Annotated in this window: 17 protein-coding genes; 4 read left to right on the forward strand and 13 right to left on the reverse strand. The window is 52.2% G+C overall.

Annotated elements, in window-relative coordinates; genetic code table 11:
- From ABGT74_RS03820 to ABGT74_RS03865, 10 genes are all read right to left on the reverse strand, one after another.
- Positions 1-1719 (reverse strand): SpaA isopeptide-forming pilin-related protein (locus ABGT74_RS03820; protein ID WP_346704538.1); only part of this gene is annotated, 1719 nt, incomplete at its 3' end.
- A gap of 155 nt (positions 1720-1874) precedes the next feature.
- Positions 1875-3077: a CAP domain-containing protein gene (locus tag ABGT74_RS03825; RefSeq protein ID WP_346704540.1), complete on the reverse strand. Its 1203-nt coding sequence runs from the start codon at positions 3075-3077 to the stop codon at positions 1875-1877.
- A 252-nt stretch (positions 3078-3329) separates the two neighbouring features.
- A complete protein-coding gene (locus ABGT74_RS03830) occupies positions 3330-4172 on the reverse strand; it encodes a class D sortase (protein ID WP_346704542.1) in 843 nt (280 codons plus the stop codon).
- A complete protein-coding gene (locus tag ABGT74_RS03835; protein WP_346704543.1) occupies positions 4141-5523 on the reverse strand; it encodes a hypothetical protein in 1383 nt (460 codons plus the stop codon). Before ABGT74_RS03835 ends, ABGT74_RS03830 begins: the two co-directional genes overlap by 32 nt.
- Before the next feature lie 21 nt (positions 5524-5544).
- On the reverse strand, positions 5545-6318 hold the full coding sequence (locus ABGT74_RS03840; protein WP_346704560.1) for a DUF3801 domain-containing protein: 774 nt from the start codon (positions 6316-6318) through the stop codon (positions 5545-5547).
- Entirely contained in the window at positions 6206-7693 is a 1488-nt protein-coding gene (locus ABGT74_RS03845; RefSeq protein WP_346704545.1) for a relaxase/mobilization nuclease domain-containing protein, read from the reverse strand. Before ABGT74_RS03845 ends, ABGT74_RS03840 begins: the two co-directional genes overlap by 113 nt.
- The gene (mobC, locus tag ABGT74_RS03850) at positions 7693-8001 is read right to left on the reverse strand and encodes a plasmid mobilization relaxosome protein MobC (protein WP_346704546.1); all 309 of its coding nucleotides are present in this window, start codon (positions 7999-8001) and stop codon (positions 7693-7695) included. Before mobC ends, ABGT74_RS03845 begins: the two co-directional genes overlap by 1 nt.
- Before the next feature lie 105 nt (positions 8002-8106).
- On the reverse strand, positions 8107-9090 hold the full coding sequence (locus ABGT74_RS03855; protein ID WP_346704548.1) for a DUF3991 and TOPRIM domain-containing protein: 984 nt from the start codon (positions 9088-9090) through the stop codon (positions 8107-8109).
- Complete coding sequence (locus ABGT74_RS03860; RefSeq protein WP_346704549.1) at positions 9053-9328, reverse strand: hypothetical protein; 276 nt, start codon at positions 9326-9328, stop codon at positions 9053-9055. The genes ABGT74_RS03855 and ABGT74_RS03860 overlap by 38 nt, the downstream gene beginning before the upstream one ends.
- Positions 9329-9741: 413 nt before the next feature.
- Positions 9742-10083, reverse strand: a complete 342-nt coding sequence (locus ABGT74_RS03865) for a hypothetical protein (RefSeq protein ID WP_346704550.1) — start codon at positions 10081-10083, stop codon at positions 9742-9744.
- A gap of 197 nt (positions 10084-10280) precedes the next feature.
- On the opposite strand from ABGT74_RS03865, the gene ABGT74_RS03870 reads away from it, so the two are divergent.
- Positions 10281-11360, forward strand: coding sequence for an IS30 family transposase (locus tag ABGT74_RS03870; protein WP_346704551.1), 1080 nt, complete (start codon positions 10281-10283; stop codon positions 11358-11360).
- Positions 11361-11530: 170 nt separating this feature from the next.
- On the opposite strand, the gene ABGT74_RS03875 is transcribed toward ABGT74_RS03870, so the two are convergent.
- Both ABGT74_RS03875 and ABGT74_RS03880 read right to left on the reverse strand, forming a co-directional pair.
- The gene (locus tag ABGT74_RS03875; protein ID WP_346704552.1) at positions 11531-12055 is read right to left on the reverse strand and encodes a hypothetical protein; all 525 of its coding nucleotides are present in this window, start codon (positions 12053-12055) and stop codon (positions 11531-11533) included.
- A gap of 14 nt (positions 12056-12069) precedes the next feature.
- Complete coding sequence (locus tag ABGT74_RS03880; protein WP_297283827.1) at positions 12070-12990, reverse strand: sugar phosphate nucleotidyltransferase; 921 nt, start codon at positions 12988-12990, stop codon at positions 12070-12072.
- A 307-nt stretch (positions 12991-13297) separates the two neighbouring features.
- On the opposite strand from ABGT74_RS03880, the gene pyk reads away from it, so the two are divergent.
- The 3 genes from pyk to ABGT74_RS03895 all read left to right on the forward strand — a co-directional run bounded on the left by pyk (position 13298) and on the right by ABGT74_RS03895 (position 17300).
- Complete coding sequence (pyk, locus tag ABGT74_RS03885) at positions 13298-14761, forward strand: pyruvate kinase (RefSeq protein ID WP_297283797.1); 1464 nt, start codon at positions 13298-13300, stop codon at positions 14759-14761.
- Positions 14762-14765: 4 nt separating this feature from the next.
- Positions 14766-15968: an LCP family protein gene (locus ABGT74_RS03890; protein WP_346704553.1), complete on the forward strand. Its 1203-nt coding sequence runs from the start codon at positions 14766-14768 to the stop codon at positions 15966-15968.
- An 84-nt stretch (positions 15969-16052) separates the two neighbouring features.
- The gene (locus tag ABGT74_RS03895) at positions 16053-17300 is read left to right on the forward strand and encodes a pitrilysin family protein (RefSeq protein ID WP_297284092.1); all 1248 of its coding nucleotides are present in this window, start codon (positions 16053-16055) and stop codon (positions 17298-17300) included.
- A 50-nt stretch (positions 17301-17350) separates the two neighbouring features.
- On the opposite strand, the gene ABGT74_RS03900 is transcribed toward ABGT74_RS03895, so the two are convergent.
- Complete coding sequence (locus ABGT74_RS03900) at positions 17351-19300, reverse strand: LTA synthase family protein (RefSeq protein WP_346704554.1); 1950 nt, start codon at positions 19298-19300, stop codon at positions 17351-17353.
- Positions 19301-19310: the final 10 nt, after the last annotated feature.

Raw genomic sequence — 19310 nt, forward strand, 5'->3', positions numbered from 1 at the left:
CGGCGCTGCGATTTCATACACTTCAAAAGAGCCGGTGGGCAGGTCGCGGCCTTGGATCGTGAACTCGCCCAGCGCGTCCGTGGTGTAGGTGTTGACAAAATCGTTGTCAATGCCCTTGACCTCAAATTTTGCACCCATCAGGTTGCGGTTATCTGCCGAGCTGACCTTATGCACCTTGAAAACGTGGTCATCGCTGTTGGCAAAGGTGTATTCCACTGTACCGCCCTTGCTGCCCGTGTTGATGACCTTGGACGGGAGGAGCTGATAGCCCTCCGGCGCTGCGGTTTCCTTAACGGTTACATCGGTATTCAGTGGTAGCTCTGGAAACACCGCTTCGCCATTACCATCTGTTGTGGCCTCACGTGGTTTTTCAATTCCTGCGTAAGTGATCTGGAACGTGCATCCTGCCAGCGGTGCACCGTTCTCATCTGTTTTTAGCACACGAAGCCGTACTTTATCATCCGTTGTATCTTGCTCTGCAAAACCAACTGATGCACTCAATTTTTGCACCGCCGGTTCCACCATGATGACCGGCTGCACGCCCGAACTGGTAGTGCTGGCCGAATACACGTTATATCGGTCTGCGTTCATGCTGACAAAAAACTGGGTCTCCAACGGCGTGCTGGCCGCGTCCATCTGTTCAGCGGTTGCTTTGGGGATGCAGAACAGGAACGTCTCGCCATAGGCCATGTCGTTGCCGTTCTTGTATAATTCCTTATTGCTGGTAACATTGGACAGCGTGAGACGCTGCGAGCCGCTGTCATCTATGCTTTTATTGCCCTGCGCATCCATGAGGAACGCGCCAGACGGCACGTTGTCCGCGCGGACGAAAATCTGGTTGCCGCGCACGAACGTAGCAGAAGCCGCCGCCATAGGCAGTACCATGTATGTCTGGCCATCAATCTGCTTCTCCGCAAACGTACCACCAGATACGATGCTGCCGCCGATGTCGATCGTACCGGTCTTTTGTGCGGCGGGGGCGTATTCGGTATTGCCGGGCGTGTAATTGATGGTAGCACCAACCCATGGTGCATGGCCTTTACCATTTGGCCCCCAAGTGTTGTAGAACTCATTACCATACTCCAGCATTTTAATAGCGGCAAACAACGTCAGCGCTTCGGATGTGGAGCTGGCGCTGAGCGTCTTGCCGGCAGCGCGGTAGCCAAGCGATGTGGAGCTGACGTAGCTCACGCCGAAGTTATTGTTGGCCGCAATCTGCGCGTCTCCCAGTGCGCACCAGATCGCCGCCTGTGACGCGCTGAAATACATATCCGCTGTGAAGTTCTCCTTGGTAATGGGCGCACCCGCGAAAGAGATAAATGTGTCCAGCGTCATGCGGGCGTCACTGCGTACCGCGACGCCATACACATGCATGTCCGATACGCGGCTGGTAACGGTATACGGCATACCTCCCGTACCCGGGTTACCCTTGCTGTGATCTGCGCAGTATGCGCGGATCTCCGTGCCGTCTGACGCGGTGGTAAACATGGGCCAGACATTACGCGGCGCTCCGTTCTGCTGGAACCATGCTTTATGTACGCCGCGGTCTGCAATGTTGTACACTTCACCTACGTTGATCGTAATAGCGGACGCTTTGTTATCTTCCTCCGCCAGCGGCATAATCCCGCTGTCCACTGCACCGGCCAGCGGCGCGCTGGTGAGGAGGGTAAGGGCGGACAATGCGCCTGCCGTGATCCGTTTGAATAAGTTCCGTATCATTTTTTCCTCTCCTTTGTCTGGAATAAAAAAAGCCGCCTTTCAAGGATGAAAGGCGGCGCGCGCTGATGATAATTCACTTTTTTCATGATCTGATTAAAAGAAAAGAGCGATTAGGAGAAAACCTAATCGCTCTTTATCCCTAATTTTTACTTACATTAAGCAAATACCTGACAACAATAAATGCTTCCTGTCGATCCTACTGCATATCCGATACCTATTCTGGTAAAATCCTTATCCAGCAACGTATTTCGATGGCCTTCGGAAGTCATGAAGTTATTCATATGCCGTTCTACAACATTATTAAAATCACTGCTTCCGCCTGTAATATTTTCGCCACCTGCAATATCGTTGGCAGAAACACCAATGCTGTCAGCAAATTCTTCAATTTCATCCCATGTGGTATGTCTAAACTCCGTGGTGAGATGCTTTGCCCACCACTGCGCTCGTTGCATGATATTGGGGTCAATTTCCAGCTCAGCAACACCGGCCTTACGGCGTTCCTCGTTAACGGCATCTACCATTTGCAGTTCCCATGCACGGAGCATTTCTTCAGTCACAGCAGAAGTATCGTTGTTATCGCTGCCGCTTGTGACTTCCTGACCCAGCGCCTTGCGCAGCTCGTTCGCCCAGAACATGTTTACCGGATTATCGTCGAACGATACTGCATCCACTGGCGCGCCGGTCATCGCGTCCAGCGTGGCGATAACGTCCTCTACCGTGCCACCCGCCTTGCCGGTGATGACAGGTGCGTACCGCTTGGCGGTCGTGAGGTATTTTGCCTTATCCCAGTTGCAGTCGATCATTGCCTGATTGAACTCGGCCATAGTCTTGTTCCACTTGGTGATCGCGCTGCCGGAAGCGGGTTCGGCATACGGCGTATCGGTATCCACTCGGACGCTGCCGGTCGCGGAATCGTAAGTGACGTTAAAGTCGATCTGCTGGCCAATGTCACGCAGCTTCACATAGTTGTTGCCGTCGATCTGGTAGGCGGTCATGTTGACCTGTACGCCATCCACCGTGATGCGCTGGTCACTGACCTTAGCCACCGCGCCGCTTGCCGCCGTATCCGAGATACCCTCGGTGCTGGGGGTGGTGCGCGCCGTGCTGATCTCAACAGTCTGCGTCTCGCCGTTCCACTCCACGCCGAAGCCTACAAGCGTACCAATATCGCGCAGTTTGAAGTAATTGTTGTCCGCAATATTGTAGCCCGTAGGATAGACACGGGCGTCGTTAACGTATACCGCCTGACCTTTTTCACGGGTGGGAACAGCTGCTACCGCACTGGCAGCACCAGCAAACGGTACTGAGCCGACTACCATAGCCGCACTGAGCGTCGCTGCAATAATGTTCTTTTTCATATCTGAAGACCTCCGTTCTGGTCTGGTTTTTATCTCTCTTTTCTATGTCTTTATTATAGCAGATTTTACCAGAGCAGTCAACGAAAAATAACAAAAATAAAACATATTTCTGCTTTAAGTTTGCAATTCTATTTAATTTATCAGATATTCCGAACAAATCACAGCTTGTGGATAACTTTCAAAATTCACCAGAACCGAGCCAATTTTCGTGGAGAAAGATCTATGCCTTAACTGAGACTTTCGACCAGGCAGTTAGACCGCAGCAGCCTGCACACACCAGCGGTAGGTCTGAGCCTGATCGGGTACGCAGGTGACAAGCGTCAAGATGTTAGCATTCGTGGGGTTGAGAACATCGACCTCATACTTGGAAATCTTGCGCACGCTGTAAACCTCGTAGGTGCGAGTGCCATATACGGTAGTATAAGTAATTTTGGAACCGGCAGACAGATTCCAGATTCCAGCGAAATAACCGTAGCTACCTCTGTTGTGGCCGCAAAAACCAACATTGCCATCCCATGCGCTGGTACCCTCAAAGTGCGCCACGCCCAGCCGCAGATTGCTGACTGTTTCACCGTCGTACACTTTCTTTGTCACACCGAGCGCCGGGATGGACAGTGTACCAATACTGCCGTCTGCATAGGCCATACCGTCTACCGGGGTGTAGCCGGAGCCAACCGCTGCATCGGCTCCACCGCCAGTATAGCCGCCTGTTGCAGTGCCCGTATCGCCATAGATCGGCTCATTGCTGACTGTACTGCCCTCAACATCAGGCGGCATGACGATCTCACCGCCACCTGTCACTGTGCCGTTTTCCGTCACACCCGGCGCAAAACCGGCCTGTGTGCTGTGCGGGAACATCGGTTGCACTCCAGAGATATCAGGCGTCAACAATTCTCCCGTTCCCAGCACATCAGCCGATGCCGATCCAAATTCGGGCGGTACAAAGGCGCTGTCTTTACTGATGTTAACATTGACCTCATCATCACCGATCACCGTAACCGGCTCCGTTGACGTTGGTTTTCCGAAGTTGCCGCTGGATGGCGCATCGTATGTATACGAAAGATTAGCCGCCAAGGCCGGGGTACTCAGCATCATCGTCAATGCTATCGTACTGCACAGAGACGCCCGCAGAGCCGTCCGTGGTTTCCTGCCCATCTGATTCTGCCGCTGTCTCTGCGAAATCATCCTCAGTCTCAAGCTGTTCATCTGTGAAGCCATCATCGTCTTGCGGAGCGGCCAACAACGCCATACGCTGCTGTTCCTTCCGTTGCCTTCTGCTGCGAATTGCGGCTTTGATTTTTTCCAAGGGGCCAAAAATGTGCTGCTCCTGCCGCAGCTTTTCATCATCGGCCTGCTTCTGTTTTTTCTTTTCACGCATCTTCATCTCCGTTTCTCTGATTGTTTGCTGCATTTTGCCGCCCGCCTGTGCTGCCATGGCCTGCATCTGCATCACCATTCGTTTACATGCTGGTGGCCGCAACGCAAAAATCATCATCAAAATACCAAATACAGCACACAGCACCCAGCTGATCGGTGTGTTACCTGTACTTTCATCCACCGGCTGCACATCCTGTTCCGGCGGCAGAAGATTGGTCAGGTCAGGCGGCTCGGTATTGTCCTCCGGTTCGATCACAATTGGTTCACCGCTGTAAACTGCAATGTAGCGCATGCAGTCGTTGTTTCGGTGAGAAACCTCGCCAGCATAGGTCGCGGTCACGGTATAGCCAGTCGTGCGGCTGGAGGTTGCTGTGCCTGTGTAGGTCACAACTGCCGTATAGGTGGTTTCCATTGTACCGAGATTGTCCGTTTCCTCGGTTTCAGGTGTCCATTCGATATCACTGAATGTCAGCGTGTGACCGTTATCCTCAATGGTTTTAGGGATATCCGTCATATCCATTTCCGGCATATTCGGGTATTCACGCGCTGCTGACAGTGCTTCCGATACGCTTTCCGTACCCGCAACCTTTGTAGAGATACTGGAGACATCCAGATAGGCCGTGCCGCTGTAACCATCATCTGTTGTGACCGGCTTGCTTTTCGGCAGCAGCGCCATTACGTCGTTTGAATTATCCGATGTAGAAGATACTGTCACGGTCTCCGAGTGCATCTTACGGTCGATATCTGGCATTTCAATGCGCAGCATATCCTGAAACGTATAGTGCATATCGCCGCGATCAAAATCGTCTTGTGGGATCTGATCGGGCGATGTCCCGGTTGGCACATCGTAGATCTTCTTACAGGTAAGGCCGTCTGCACTTACCTGAACATCGACCGGAAAGTAAGCGCTGCTTTCGCCTTGTGTGGAAGTGACGCCTGCGTTTGCAGACTCTGCCTGTACTGATGAAGCAGCTGAAGCAGTATCTTCCTGTGCCAGCGCTGCGGCCTGTACAGGAGACAGGCAGGCCAGCAGCAAGGCGGCGGACGCGCAAAATATCCTGATCTTCATTTGACTTTTATCATTCCTCTCTTATTTTACCATTGGATTTTTTCCAGTCGGCGGCTGAAAAGTATGCTGCGGCTGTTTGAGATGCTGCGGCTCATGGGCGAGACGGTCTTTGATACTCGCTATTCTGTCACGCACTGACGGCTTACCATCTGTACGAGCTGCATGCTTTTCTCGATACTGTGTTCGTTTTTCAGAAGTTGCTACCCGTGTTGCATCTTTGTCCTGCGAGCGCTCTGGCATACCCAGCGCCCGACCCAGTTCATCCTGTATCGCGTGTAATTGGGTACGGCACTGTTCCAATCCCGCGCCACTCGCCAATGCTGCGCGGATTTGATCCAGCCGGGACAGCATACCGTCTGCCTGTGCCTGTGGCAATTTAGTCGTAGTCGTTGTTGATGCCGGTCCGTGCTGATTCATAATCTCGGATTTCACCGATTCGCTCTCTGACAGACCGGCATCCACGTTTTTTTCACTCACCTCTGCCGTAGCACCGATTCTCTCCCGCACAATGTTTACCAGTTTTGCATCTTCCGCCCTTACAATGACGTCCACCGTATCCGGATTCTTGGGGTCTCGAACAAAAGTGCACATCACGCCATACTCTTTTGCCAGTTTGGAAAATTCCTGCATTTTTTCTGCTGCCAATGGGAAGCTGGTGGGTGTGCCGGATTGAATTATCTTCTCAATATCTGTCTTTCCCGCGATCTGCTTCTCGTTGCGAAGCAGGGCTACCAGCAGTGCTGCGATATTCACCGCGCCAGTTGCCGCTAACTTGACCGCGCATTCCGTTACCATCAGTTCCATGCGTAAAACCTGGTCTGCTGCTGTACTTTCCGGGTTCATATTGATCGCCTCCTATTCTTACTTCGATCCGTTTCTGTTCCGCTGTAGCCGCATCCAACCGCGCCTTGATAGCCGGTGCGGTATTCTGGATAACATTGCATAAACGTTGCTCCTTCCGCAGCCTGCGCAGTTCAGCGGTCAACTGCTTTGTTTCGGTCTGCAATGCAGCGTGATCGGTTTCCGGCCTGCACCTATCCGCATACAATCGTGCGCGGCGGTCTGTCAGGATATCAATTTCATCGGCAACCGCATCTGCATACAATGCAACGTCGTTTCGGGTGCTCAACTGGTGGTCGCGCAGGAAATAATACTGCTTAGTATAGCGATCCAACTTTTTCAGTTCAGACATTATTTCACCGCGTACTTTTCTCGGCGCTTTTCGTTTTTTTACCTTTCCCAGCATATACAAATAGCGCCAATATAAAGCACGGAAGCCTTTCAGCTTTTTTCTCTGTTTGGGTGCTCGTGTATGCGGACGAACCTGATACTTTTTCCGTTGGTGCAACTGCTGCCGCTGTTGTTTGACCCGCTCCAGATTGTTCACAATGTTGCCGCGCTGCGCTGCAATCCGCACCGCGAGCTGCCGAGGTGTATAGTCCTCACCCAGAGATTTCAGGCGAATGAACCGCTCACCGTTTGGATGCCGGATCGTAACGTATTTCCGCTTTTCGTTGATTCGGATTTCATATCCGCGCCCACGCAGCATATTCCAAAAATCATCCATGGTGCGCGCCTGTGCCAGTATCACATCAATATCCTCGCGGATCATGCTGCGCAGGGTTGGCCGGTTTTCTTTCTCCGCACGCCATTCCGCATAATGCTTTCCGGCTTTGACACTTGGATTTTGAATAACAGATAACCCGTGTGCTTTGCAAATCTCATCAGAAATACCGCGTAGTTCGTAAAAGGTCGCTGGTGTAGATTGATATTTATGTCCATCTACAAACGACACTGAATTGACTATGATATGATTGTGAATGTGAGCGCGATCTGTATGAGTACCGATCACGACCTCATAATCATTTGCAAAGCATCGCTTGATAAATTCACAGCCCAGCTGGTGCGCCTGTTCGGGCGTTACTTCCCCCGGCTTAAAGGACTGGATAAAATGAAACCCTTGTACCTTGTCTGTTTTTTTGAAATGCCGTTTCGTTTCGAGCATCTGCGTATATGCGACTTCGCACGAACAATTAAAAGCAGAAGTTAACGTATCTTTGATTCCATGCAAACTGTGAAAACCGGAACAGGCAGTTTTCTCCGTATTCTGCACGTATGCGACGCGCTTATCCAACCGCTGACGAATGACATGTATTTTGAGAACTGCCATTATTCCAGCCGTTCCAGCATTTGTTCAAGCTTTTCCTGTTCCGCAGAAATTTGAAGCAGGGTTTCCTTGGAAACCTTACCTGAAATATGCGCCAGCCGCGCTATCTGGTTGATATTTCGACCTACACCACGAACCTGCCGCTGGATATCACGCACAAACTCAGGTGATAAAACTTTGACTTCACCAGAAAGGATCAACACTCGAAAAAACTTCGACATAGACATTCCGCTATCCTTCACTTTTCTCTTTAAGAGAGAATGCTCTTCGTCATTCAAGCGGATGATGATTTGATTTGCGCGTCTGCGCATTTACGTTTTCCTCCGTTCTGTCCGTTTGGGGGTCTTAGGGGGCTGCGCCCCTTAACAAGCGTGTTTTGGCTATCCAAAACACTATGCTTGCGAGGACATCAGATTTTACTTAGCTAAACCGAGTTCGCGCGTACCGCGCGAAGGCGGCGGTTGCGCATTCTGCTGAAGCTTAACACGGAGCTGGTCGTTGAAATCCTTTTCCTGCGGAACGCAAACCTTTGGCTCAATTTTCGGATATCGCTGCCGGAGCAGCGCGAAAATATTCCGCGATGCACGCTGCCCCGGTTCGTCGTTATCCAAACTCAAGACGATCCGGTTAAAAGATGAACTTTGGAGCATCCGCTCCAACGCCAGCGGTAGTTTTTCCGCCGATGCCGTGACACCACCCAGCGCTAAATAATTGTCCTGCCGCCAGTCTCGGCCACCCAGCTTGCGTAGCGTGGCTACCGAAAGGGCATCAATCGCGGCCTCGCAGACATACAGTGTAGAGCCGCGTCCCTGCATGCAGAAGCCATAGTTTTTGTCACTGCCAGCCTGCTCGATCTTAAAGCTGGAGTTCGATACCGTGCTGCGTAGCATGGCATACTTCGCAGCACCTTTTTCATCGTGACCAACAAACACCACATTGTGATGCTGCGCATCTTCGTATATCAACCCGCGTCTCATGCAGTGGGTAATGATCTCAGGATCAATACCGCGAGCACATAGGTACGCGAAAGCGCGCCTGTTGTTTTGGTTTCTTGGAGGTAACGAAAATTCTTTGCGTTGCGGCGGCTCTCTGGCAGATTGATCAGTCCGCAATGTTTGATAGTCCTCTCCAGCCAGTGTTCGTATCGCTTCGGGGAAAGTCATGCTATGCACCTTTTGCAAAAAACTGATTGCATCCCCGCCGCCAACAGATTGCGAAAACCAGTTCCATCGGCCATCAGCAGAAATGCGCATGCTGTCATGTGATTTCAGTGTCCACGATTGACCAACACGCTTTAGTTCGCCGGGTTCATATTGACGCAAAAACGCAATCAGGTCTACACCTCGTGCGCGCTCAATTTGCTCAGGCGTCACGCGGTCGCTCCGAGCTGTTGCTGCCATGTTCTGCACCTCCGTCTGTACACTGTCCGGTTCTTTGCTCTGCCTTCAACTTGCACAACAATTGTTGTGCCTGAGAATAATCTGGTGCAATCCCATTTATCATTTCGAGCAAGACGCGATCTTCCAGCTTTTTTCTGCGTTCTGCAAGTTGGGATATTTTACCTTGGTAAATCTTAACTTTTTCTTTAAGACGTTCGATATCCTTATTCAGCCGGTGTATCTGCTCATCTGTTGTCATCTGTTCTTTCACCTCCGTTTCTTATCAGATTTTTGTGCATTGGTTTTGAGCCGCCAATGCCCGCTGTTGCTCTTCCCTTTATCCTAACGGTAAGCAACTACCCGGTGCTTGCTTCATAGGAGCACGCCCATTTTATGCAGTTTTCAAGGTGCAGCAGAGGCTGCACAAACGGTGCTTCTGAAAAAAGCCTCTACTATAGCTGCTATACGGGGGGGTTGTAACAGCTTTTTTTCGATTGTTTACAAATTGTTCACAAAGAGACCGCAATTATTAGACATAGTGTTTGAAAATTCTGTGATTACGGGCAAAACAAAAACGCACAGGTTACTCCTGTGCGTTCAAAGCAGAATTGCATATTTATTCAACGCAAAGCATATCTATGCGTATCTCAAAATAAGGTTTTCTCTGGTGTCTTATCCATCATAGTTTGGCAATTGGGACAGCATAGAAATATACAGATCCAAAGCTTTTTCAAATTCTTCCGACTTCCTGATCTCCTGCAAAAGCTTCAGCTCGGTTTCCTTGCGTGTAACACCACGATCCGTGCTAATGTATGCCGCAAGGATTTTCATGTCTGGACGCAGTTCTAAACTGCGTAGCCAAACATCGCCCAGCATATTTCCATTTGCAGGGTCTTTCACATAATGGACTGAAACTTCTATTCCACTATATCCCTGCGCCTCATTCGGCATGAGTTCATAGGCAAAGTAATATCCAGATAACATCTCCGGTGCTTTTCGAAATTTCTTTATCATGGCACTGCCTTCCTTTTTGTTCTTCTTTTGGTATTGTAACAAAATCCAGACAGACTGTCCATAAATGCTTATTTGTGTATCCTGCACAAGCTTCACCTGATAATTTCACACAATAATTCATTAAAATAATAAAGTAAATTAGCATATATTGTGCTATAATACAAGGCGCATACAATATATAGTTTAGAGGGGATACTATGGGAAAGAACGAACATGTTGTAATGCGTCGTTGGCACAAAGGTCAGCATTTGCGATGGAATCAACGCTTGATTATTGAGCGTATGCGCCTGCGCGGTGCGACTACAAGACAGATCGCTGAGGTCATAGGGTGCAGCCATGTCTGCATTGCCCGTGAACTGAAACGCGGTCGTTACATACATACTAATTCTGATCTTACAACAGAGGAACGGTATTCGCCCGAAAAGGCCGAGCGCCAGTATAGGGCGAACCTTGCTGCAAAAGGGCCGCAAATCAAAATCGGTAATGACCATGCTTACGCTAAAGAGCTGGAAAAATTTATTCTCAAAAAGAAATTTTCTCCATCTGCGGCTTTAGCTGCTATCCGTAATAGTAAAAGGACATTTCAAACGTCCATTTGTACTCGCACTCTGTACAATTATATTTCAGGGGGTGTCCTTGCGTGCGAAAAAGCAGACTTGCCATTAAAAGGTAAGCAAAAACGCCGCAACCGCTCTAAGAAAGATGAAATACAAAAGCGGGTATCTTGTGGCACCAGCATCGAATACAGACCTCTGGAAGTAGATTACCGGCTCACTTTCGGGCATTGGGAAATGGACACCGTCTATACATCTAAAAAAGACTGGCTTAAGCCTACATTATTGGTTCTGACGGAACGATATTCCCGACAGGAACTTATCATTCGTATGCGTGACCGAACGTCCGGCAGCGTTGTCCGTGCGCTGAACGCTCTGGAACGCAGCATGGGGGCTGAAAAATTTGCGAAAATTTTTAAGACAATCACTGTGGATAACGGCAGCGAGTTTGCTGACTTTGAAAGGATGGAAAAGTCCGTGCTTCGCAAGCGCAAAGCACGGACTAAGGTCTACTATTGTCACGCCCATAGAAGCTATGAACGTGGCAGTAATGAAAATGCAAATAAATTGATCCGCAGACACTTCCCGAAGGGGACAAATTTCTCTCAGATATCTGCAAGGGAGATCGCAGCAGTAGAAGCATGGATCAACGACTACCCCCGCAAAATACTGGGATGGAAAACCTCCAATATGGTTTACCGCCCATGGTTCGATAAGCAATAACCCCGTAAACAACAGAATATTTTTCCCTTAGGAGCGGTCTGGATAGACGGTTCCTATTTGCCGTGTCTGGAAATAAGCAAAAAGACGTATGTCTTTTTGTCTATTATGCGTATGCTTATATGCAACACTAACAATTCTGATTTGTCAATATCTAAAATTGTTAGTTACCTTTAATATTGCAACTTGCGCAAAACCGGCTGCAAAACATTCTTCAATGATGCACCCATCCGATTGGTATATATCTTGCGTGCCTCCATATCGACCACCGCAAAGTGTATGGATGACCAGCCATGCTTGCCGTTTTCAAACTGCCGCTCCGCGGTCAGACGACGCACTTTTTTCTGTATGTCACGATCCACCTGCTGCGTTGCCAGAATGAAGGACAGAATGGAAAATCCGTGGGCTGCATTGGGCTGCACCAGCGACTGTTCCGCCTGCTTGGCATACTCCCACCAGCCCGCAAGCGCCTCGGTAGTCAATTCCGGTTCGGCAAACAACAGGCGATATTCATGTGCATGGCTGGACATTCCCATCGACATCATGCCCAGAAGTTTTTTCTCACTGGTTACGTCATACCGGCTGAACAGCGCCGCGACGCGACCCGCGACCTCTGTGTTCTGTTCAGAGACGAATGCGGGATTCAATCCCTGCACCAACCGGTTACGCAAACCGATAAATTCGGTTGAAAAATCCACGATATTCCTCCCGCTTACAGGTCTTCCGGGTACTCGCCCTGCCGGGTCATCTCCGCAATGGCGGCGCATACGGTCGGCTTATCCTCCCGGTAAGTGACACCGAACCAGCGCGCGGTTGTGGTCAGCACCTGCGCGGTCGCACGCCCCGCCTGAATCAGCTCATCGACTGCAAACGGCAGATAATACTCACCCTTCATCGGGTTCTGCGGCAGTTTTTCCGCGAAAAAGCGGCGCAGACCTTGCTCCAGCGTCGGGAGGAACGACGGCGTAAAGCCCCACAGGTTGAGCGAAACCGGCGTACCCGCCGGGATCTCCCCCGCTGGTGCGTCACCGTCAGCCGCATAAACGATCCGACCGTCCGGCGTGCGCGAAATCGCGGTGCGCTCGACAATGCCGGTCAGCAGACCGTTTTCGTCCACCGTACACACGCCGCGCGACACCGTTCCGTTTTCGGTCAGGGTATTCTCCACCTGATAACCGACCATGCAGTACCGGTATTTTTCGTCATCCTGCGCGACCGACAGAAAATCATACATTTTCCGGAACGCATCCGCGCCGTAAAAATCGTCCGCATTGATGACCGCGATCGGCGCGCCTGCCGTCAGTTCGCTGGCACACCACACCGCATGCGCTGTGCCCAGCGGCTTTTCGCGTCCCTCGGGCGCATGCAGGCCTTCCGGCAGCTTATCGAGCGTCTGATAGGCATAATCCACCTGCATAAAGCGGCGTGCTTTCCCGCCGATCGCCTGCTCGAACGCCTCGTGCAGCTCCGGACGAATAATGAACACAACCCGCTCAAAACCCGCCCGATGCGCATCATAAATCGAATAATCCAGAATGATCTGCCCGTTTGGGCCGACCGGGTCGATCTGCTTGAGCCCGCCGTAACGCGAGCCCATGCCCGCAGCCATAATCACCAAAACCGGCTTTGCCATTGCGCACTTCTCCTTCTCAACGGCGGCCATGCCGCCGAATACAGTTTTATCCAATCTTGCATCCCGCAAAACAGGCGTTTTTCCATGTTTAATCTCCCGGCCTGTCTGGAATACTTCATTATTATACAAGACCATATCATAAAACACAAGATGTTTGCGGCCCGCGCGCTCTTTTTTGTCGAAAAGCATGAAAATCCTACCGCAGTGCGCCCAACGATTGCAAAACGGCTTGGAAACTGCTAAAATGGTGCTGTTAAAAAAATATCAGAGTAACAAACGTGATGATACGAGAGAGGAATATGTTTCGATGCGTAAAACCAAAATTATTTGTACGCTCGGCCCTGCGACCGACGCGGTTCTTCCCGAAATGATCAAGGCTGGCATGAATGTTGCTCGCATGAATTTCAGCCACGGCTCCCACGAAGAGCATAAGGCCCGCATGGATGCGGTAAAGGCAGCGCGTGAAGCGCTGGGCATGCCGGTCGGCATCATGCTGGATACCAAGGGCCCCGAGATCCGTACCAAGACCTATAAAGACGGTAAGATCGAAATTGTTGAGGGACAGGAATTTACCCTGACCACCCGCGACATCGAGGGCGATAACACCATCGTTTCCATCACCTACGAAGGTCTGCCGGCAGATGTACAGCCCGGCACGCGCATCCTGATCGACGACGGTCTGGTTGCCTTTGAGGTAATCGAAGTCAAGGACGGCACGGATATCGTCTGCCGCGCGCTCAACGGCGGCCCGCTTTCTAACCGCAAGTCCATCAATGTGCCCGGCATCAAGCTGAACATGCAGTTCGTATCCGACAAGGATCGCGCAGATATCGAGTTCGGTCTGGAGCAGGGCATCGACTTTATCGCCGCTTCCTTCACCCGCTGCGCGCAGGACGTGCGCGACATCAAGGCAATCCTCAAGGCGCACGGCAAGGAAGACGTTGAGATCATCTGCAAGATCGAAAACATGGAAGGCGTCAACAACATTCAGGAAATTCTCGACGAGGCCAACGGCGTCATGGTTGCCCGCGGCGACCTCGGCGTTGAGGTTCCGTTTGAAGTACTGCCGGAGATCCAGAAGAACATCATCAAGACCTGCATCTCCCGCGGCAAGCGCGTTGTTACCGCGACCCAGATGCTCGAAAGCATGGCCAAGAACCCGCGCCCGACCCGCGCAGAGGTTTCCGACGTTGCAAACGCGGTTTACGACGGCACCAGCGCTATCATGCTGTCCGGCGAGACCTCGGTCGGCAAGTATCCGGTCGAAACCGTCAAGACCATGAGCATGATCGCAGAGAATGCGGAAAAGACCATCCACTATGACCGCCGCCGTGCAACCCGTCTGGAGTTCCAGAACATGAATGTCACGGGCGACCTCAAGACGCTGGCGATCTCGCACGCGACCTGCTCCACCACCGCCGATCTGGGCGCAAAGTGCATCGTTGCGTTTACCGAATCCGGCTCGACCGCACGTGCGGTATCGACCTACCGCCCCGGCGCACCGATCATCGCGGCTACGCCGAACGGCAAGACCTTCCATCGCCTGAGCATGTCTTGGGGCGTTCACCCGGTGATGGTTCCCAAGCGTCCCACCTCGGGCACTGAGCTGTATGACCTGTCCGAGCAGGCTGCTATTTCTGCCGTAGACCTGCGCGTCGGTGATATCATCACCATCACTGCCGGTATGCCGGTCGGCCACGTCAACTACACCAACACGCTGCGCGTGCATCAGCTGACCGAGCGGTCGTTCGCGCAGCTCGTACAGGATTGATTCTATGTCTCTCAAACGCTTCCAGCGCAAGCTGATCCGCGTATTGACCATTCTGGTCATTTTGTCCATCATTTTCTGCCTTGGCTTATACGCCTATCGGTCGTTTTTCGGCTACACCTATGACCGCTCCCTGTTTGGTCAGGATCTGGCGGCTGGTGTGAAAGCAGATGAAAACATCACCAACATTGCGCTGTTTGGTCTGGACACCCGCGAGGGCGATACCCAGAGCCATTCGGATTGCATGATGATCGTCACGGTGGACAATACGCGCGGCAAAATCAAGCTCATCAGCTTGATGCGTGATTCTCTCGTCACGATTGACGGTCATGGTGAGGACAAGCTCAACGCCGCCTATTTCCTCGGCGGGCCGAGTCTTGCCATCCGCACCATCAACGAGAATTTCGGCACAGATATCACCGAATACATTGCGGTGAATTTCGAACAGCTGGTCGAGATCATCGACGCGCTGGGCGGCGTAGAGATCAATGTGGAAACCACCGAGGAGCTGCTTGAGCTCAACCGTGTTATCCGGGATTACGGCATCGAACAGGGCAAGGAATTTACAGGCGTGGAACACACCGGACTGCAAACGCTGGACGGTGTGCAGGCGCTGTGCTACGGCCGCATCCGTAAGGGCGGCACCGGTGACGATTGGGCGCGCGTTGAGCGTCAAAGCATCGTGCTGGAAGCCATGTTTACCAAGGTGCAGGAAATGAGCGCAAGCGATCTGATCGGTCTGATGCAAAAGCTTGTCCCGTATGTGACAACTTCGCTTTCACCGACCGAGATCGCGCCGCTGATCGTCGGCGCTGTCAAGGACGGTGTTCCGACACTGGAGCACACCCGCGTCCCGCTGGACGGCGAATGGGATTATTACGGCGCTTCCAGCGAATACATCCTGTATGATCTGGACGTTGCCGCTGACCATATCCACGAATACATTTACAACGATGTATTCCCCGGCGAGTCCACTTCCACCGATTCCGGCAGCACGGATACATCCAACGAGCCGCTGGGCGGCGTCGATTATGACGAACCGCCGACCGCACCGGCCACCACGGACGACACCTCTTCCTCGGACAGCACCGTCGATCCCGCTTCCCTTGCGGAAGAGGGCGGACGGTACGATCCAGAGACCGGAGACTATTATGACTCCGATGGAGACCGTTATTATCTGGACGAATCCGGCAACAGGGTGTATTATTAAATCAATATGATCTGTTCAGGGGGTATGACACCACGATCATACCCCCCTTATTTATAACTGACACAGAAAGAGGAAAACAACAGTATGTATGTCAAACGTGTTCTTCCCAACGGGGTGCGCCTGATCTCGGAAAAGCTGGATACCGTGCGGACGGCATCCATTGGCATCTGGGTCGGCAACGGCAGCCGGTATGAGCCTGCTGCACTGAACGGTATTTCCCACTTCATCGAGCATATGATCTTCAAGGGCACGGAAAAGCGCTCCGCGCAGCATATTGCCATCGCTATTGACGCGCTGGGAGGACAAGCCAATGCCTTTACCGACAAGGAATGCACCTGCTACTATATGAAAGTGCTGGACAAGCGTCTCAAAACCGGCATTTCCATTCTGGCGGATATGTTCATGCATTCGCGCTTTGCGCAAGAGGATATCGATTTGGAACGCGGCGTTGTCCTCGAGGAAATCGACATGTATGAGGATTCCCCGGAAGATGTCGCCATAGATAAGCTGTTTGAAAAATGCTATGAGGGTTCAGCGTTGGGCCGTCCCATTCTGGGCACAGCGGAAACCCTGCAAACGATCAACTCTGAAGCGATACACGACTATATGAACCGCTATTACCGCCCGAAAGACACGGTCATCGCGGTTTCCGGTCACTTCACCGAGGACGATCTGGACTACATCGCCGATCTGTTCTCCCATATGGAAGGCGAAGGCCGAAACCAGATTACACCTGCTACCTATCAGCCCAGTCTGCTGCTGCGCGAAAAAGACATTGAGCAGAATCATCTTTGCTTGTCTTTTCCGGGCGTTTCACTGTTGTCCGAGGAACGCTTCGCCATGAATCTGCTCAGTTCCATTCTCGGCGGCGGTATGTCCTCCCGCCTGTTTCAAGGGGTACGCGAGCAGAACGGTCTGTGCTATTCGATCTACACCTTTACTACGCCGCATCTGGATACTGGTTTATTTTCGATTTACACCGGTCTTGGCGCGGAAACCGAACATAAGGCACTGGAACTGATCGTGCGCGAGCTGCACCGTTTCTGCGAGGACGGCCCCACTGCGGACGAGCTTTCGCGCTGCCGCGAACAGGTCAAAACCACGCTGCTCATGGGTCTGGAAAGCACAGGTACGCGCATGATGACCATTGGCCGCAGCGAACTGCTGCGCGGACAGGTAGCCGCGGTCGAACAGGTGCTTGCTGCTTATGACAAGGTAACGGCGGACGATTTGCTGCAATTGGCGCGCCGTGTATTCGACTTTGAACAGGTTTCTCTGGCCGTGGTGGGTCAGCCCGACCGTGCTGAAACCTATTGCGCACTGCTGCAATAACATATGCTATGCATCAAAAAGAGCCGACGGCACAGCCGTCGGCTCTCTTCTCATTCTATGGTTTCATACTTCATACGGTAATAGGTTCGGTCCTGATACTCCTTGACCGCATCCGCAGCCGTTCCATCCAGCGCAGACAGATAGTTCCCCTGTGCATCCACCGCAGTGCCACGCTGCACCACAGGCAATTCACGCCGCAAGCTGTTAACAAAGGCAAACAGCTCATCACTTTGCCCGCAGCCCACTGCATCGAGCACCGCAGCGCCCAAAAAGCTTGCGCTCAACATGCCATCCTGCGGAATGCCCAGCCGTTCCGCCAGTGTGTCAAAATCCAGCGCATCCGCGCCTGCCTGATTGGCCCACATCACGAACGGCGGTGCATAGGCGCCCAGCCAGTCTGCACTACCACGATCCGCCGTCATATCCATACCCAGCGCGCGGTAGCACAGATAATTGTCGCCCAAGCTGGGCAGATGATCGCCATACCAGATCAGCAGCACCGGTTCATCCTGCTGCTCAAAGTAGCTGACCAGTTCGCCCAGCATTGCATCTGCATCCCGCAGGCCGTGCGTATAGACCGTCAGCATAGTCTTTGCTTCCTCCGGCAGTTCCTCCGCCAACTGGAGCTGATACAGGTCGCGCGCCTTGCCGTATTTGGATTCGGTATAGGCCATGTGATTTTGTATCGTGGTCACATAGGTAAACTGCGGCTGACCCGCTGCCTGTCGGTTTTCAAAATCCTCGATCAGATAATCGGTCAGCGATGCGTCTGAAACATAGCCGCCCTTATACGCAGCGTCGGCAAAGGCATCCTCGAACACGATCTCCTGTGCGCCCAGCCATTGATAGATGTTCTGCCGGTTGTAGAACCATGCTTTGCCGGGATGGATGAACGCTGTCTGCCAGCCGTTTTCATCCGCCACACGGAAGATGGACTCCATGTTTTTATGCAGCACACGGAACGACGACACGCTCGCATCGGACAACATCGCAGTCTGCATACCGGTCAACACGTCAAACTCCGTATTGGCCGTGCCGCCGCCATAGTTTGATACGATGAGCCGTCCGGAAATCGCATACTCCGACTGCTGTACGGCATGGAAGTTCTTTAGCGGGTCGGTGTCCGCTGTCCATGCAAAGGCATCCGCATCGGTGATATCACAAAACGCCTCACTCATGATAAAAATGACGTTCACCGGCTCCGGGTCTGCCGCAGCCGTCTGTGTTTGCGCGATGCGCTCCTCGGTTTCCGCCTTGGAGAAACCCTCCGGCTTTTGCAGATTGTTCTGCGTCATGCTGCGCAGAAATGTGTAATGAAAGCCGGTTTCCTGGCAAACTGTTGTCATATTGAAGCGATTGGTGCAAGGAAAAGAGTTGAACAGATCGGTAGACGCGTAGACCGTCAGCGTCAGTCCTGACAAAACGGCCAGACAGCCCAGACAGCCCACGATGCGCCCCACCCGTGCAAACACTCTGCTGTGGCTGCTTTTCCGCGTGCGCACCAGTACAGCCGCCGCGATCAGCACCGCACACACGGCTATCAAAGACAGCACAAGCGGCAAATCCACATGCAGATCATAGCCACCCGCCGCCGTCAGCGCTTCGCGCAGGATGGTTAAGTCCTGCGGCACCACCGGATCATCGCGCGCTTCGATCTTAAGCTGATTGGCAACATTAAACACGCCAAATATGACCATGGTCACAGCCGCCGCGCCAAACACATTGCCAAACGCAAAGGTTAACGCCGCCAATACCAGCAGCACAGGCAGCCAGTTGAGCAATCCCAGCAACGGAGTTGTGAAAAAGGTATAGGGAATCACCGGCATGGTTTTCAAACACAAAAACCAGATGGCCGCTGCCAATACAATCGCCAGCGGAATGTTCCAGCCCACCGCGATCCGCAGCGGAAGTCTGCGATTTTCCGGGGCATCCGATTGTTTTCCGGGGCGGCGTCGTTTCGCCTCATGCGCGCCCGGCCGCGCTTTCTGAAAATGTATCATTGCTTTGTTA

The organism is uncultured Agathobaculum sp., assembly GCF_963927765.1.
GTDB lineage: Bacteria > Bacillota > Clostridia > Oscillospirales > Butyricicoccaceae > Agathobaculum.